Consider the following 2,648-nt stretch of genomic DNA (forward strand, 5'->3'; position numbering starts at 1 on the left):
TATAGCGCGACAATCTGGGTGGGAAGCGCACGACAATCAGGATGGCGAGTCGGTGTCGCGGCGAGGTGATGATTGCCGCGTTGATTGTCGCGCGCAAGAGTTTTTTGAACTCTGATTGTCGCGGAGCGTCAATCAGAGACGGTTTTGGGTGTCGCGTGTGACGGCGGGCGTCCAGGTCCGCGTTTTCGTTCGAGCGCGGTCCGCCTGCGATAGCTTTCGACGTTCATCTCGACGATGGTAGCGTGGTGGACAAGCCGATCGATGGCGGCGAGGGTCATAGCGGGGTCCGGGAAGACCCTGTTCCATTCGCCGAATGGCTGATTGGCTGTGATCAGCATCGAGCGTCGCTCGTAGCGTGCGCTGATGAGTTCGAACAGCACGCTGGTCTCGGCCTGGTCCTTGGTGACGTAGGCCAGGTCATCGAGGATCAGGAGATCGAAGCGATCAAGGCGGTTGATGGCGGCCTCGAGGTTGAGCTCGCGCCGCGCCACCTGGAGCTTTTGCACGAGATCGGTGGTTCTGGTGAAGAGAACGCGCCATCCGTTCTCGATCAGAGCGAGGCCGAGAGCACTTGCGAGATGGCTCTTTCCGCCACCGGGCGGGCCAAACAGCAGCAAATTGGCGCCCTTGCCCAGCCAGCCGTCGCCGGCGGCGAGCGCGGTGACCTGCGCCTTGGAGATCATCGGCACGGCCTCGAAGTCGAAGTTGTCGAAGGTCTTTCCGGCTGGCAGCCGTGCGTCGACGAGGTGCCGCTCGATGCGACGGCGGCCGCGTTCGGCGATCTCGTGCTCGGCAATGGTGGCGAGGAAGCGGGCCGCCGGCCAGCCTTCCTTGTCGGACTGCTCAGCAAATTGCGGCCACAGCACCTTGATGGCGGGCAGCCGCAGCTCGTTGAGCAACAGATTGAGGCGCGCGGTGTCGACGGTGTTGGCCGTGTTCATGCGGCACCTCCGATCTCGGCGGTGCCGATAAGGCACTCATAGGCGGCCAGTGGCGCGAGATGCACCACGACCTGCGGCACACGGGCAGGATCGGGCGCGAAGTGCGTGCGCAGCTGTCCGAGATCGGGCAGTTGGCCGGCGTCCAGGTCGGCGGCGAGCTGACCGGCGAGTTCGGCCTCGCAGCCGCGCTCGTGCGCCAGCGCAAGCAGATCGACCATGAGCCGGCAGGCTTTCTTGTCCGGCAGCCGTTCGCGCAAACGATCGAAGGTCTTCCGATAGGCATCGCGCGGGAACAGCCGATCACGGTAGACGAGATTGAGCAGCGCCATTGGCTTGCGCCGCAAGGAATGGATCACGTGCCGATAATCGACGACCTGGTCGTGCTTGCCGTTGGGATGCGGCCGCCCACGCGGCAGGGTGACGAGATGGGTGCCGCCGACGAACGTGTCGAGACGATCATCGTAAAGGCGCACCCGCAGCTGGTGGCCGATCAGGCGTGACGGCACGGTGTAGAACACCTTGCGCAAGGTGAAGCCGCCGCTTGACGTCACGCGGACAATCACCTCCTCGTAGTCCGAGGTGCGGCGATCTGGCAATGCCTGCAGGGTGGCGCGCTCGTGGTCGATGCGCTTGGCGTTGCGGGCATTGCGGCGGCTGACGATCTCGTCGATGAAGCCGCGGTAGGCCGCGAGATCATCGAAGTCGGCAGTGCCGCGCAATAGCAGCGCATCGGCGATCGTCCGCTTGAGATGGCCATGCGAGCTCTCGATCGCCCCATTCTCATGGGCGATGCCGCGATTGTTGCGGGAAGGCCGCATGCCGTAATGGGCGCAGAGGTCCTCGTACCGCCGGGTCAGATCGTCCTGAGCATTCCGGTCCAGATTGCAGAAGGCGGCCGACAGACTGTCGGTCCGATGCTCCCGCGGCGCGCCGCCGAGCGACCACAGAGCATTCTGCAGTCCTTCCGCCAAGGCGACGAAGCTCTCGCCACCGAGCACGACATGGGCGTGCTCAAAGCCGGAATAGGCCAGCCGGAAGTGATAGAGGCGATGATCGAGCGGCACGCCCGCGATGGTGACCCCGAGCTCGCCCATGTCGGTGAAGTCGGACAGGCCGACCTGACCCACTTCGTGGGTCTGACGGAAGATGACTTCCTGCTCCTCGCCGTGGATTGCCCGCCAGGCGCGGATCCGGCGCTCCAGCGTGCGGCGGATTCCAGCCCCGAGCTCAGGGTGGCGGCGTAACATCTCCTCGAAGATCGCGACAGCCCGCACGCCGGGGGCCGCCTTCAACATCGGCACGACCTCGGTCTCAAAAACACTGGCCAACGGGTCCGGTCGGCGCCGGCCGCGGGCTCCCTTCTTCTGCAATGGGAGCCTTCGATCCTTCTCAAAGCGATACGCGGTCGAGGTACTGAACGACGCCTTGGCGGCGGCCACTGGCGGGGTATCGGTCTGACGGTACTTCATGTAGAGCCTCATCTGGTGATCGGTAACGTGTCGGCCTGGCAAGCGAGTGATTCCTCTTGGCGGAAGAACCACTTGCACAACCAGCCGGCCGCGATCACCAGTCGGCGCGGTCCCCTGTGGATCGCGCCGACGCCGGGCTCGTAACTCCGGTCGGGCTACGCCCTCCCTGCGTCACGAGCCCGGCGAAGCTCTCTCATCCTGATTGACGCTCCACTGTCACCCTGATTGCCGCGCGGCA

The 2,648-nt window shown here is 64.7% G+C and carries 2 protein-coding genes; both read right to left on the reverse strand.

Annotated features, from left to right (window positions below):
- Positions 1-128 precede the first annotated feature (128 nt).
- On the reverse strand, positions 129-941 hold the full coding sequence (gene istB / locus IF803_RS42345) for an IS21-like element helper ATPase IstB (protein ID WP_018269937.1): 813 nt from the start codon (positions 939-941) through the stop codon (positions 129-131).
- Complete coding sequence (istA, locus tag IF803_RS42350) at positions 938-2,452, reverse strand: IS21 family transposase (RefSeq protein WP_026192312.1); 1,515 nt, start codon at positions 2,450-2,452, stop codon at positions 938-940. The genes istB and istA overlap by 4 nt, the downstream gene beginning before the upstream one ends.
- Between the last annotated feature and the right edge of the window lie 196 nt (positions 2,453-2,648).

The sequence above is a fragment of the Bradyrhizobium sp. UFLA06-06 genome (genome assembly GCF_054820065.1).

Excerpts from the sequence above, each read along its gene's own strand:
- istB (WP_018269937.1), bottom strand. The coding sequence starts at position 941 with ATGAACACGGCCAACACCGTCGACACCGCGCGCCTCAATCTGTTGCTC.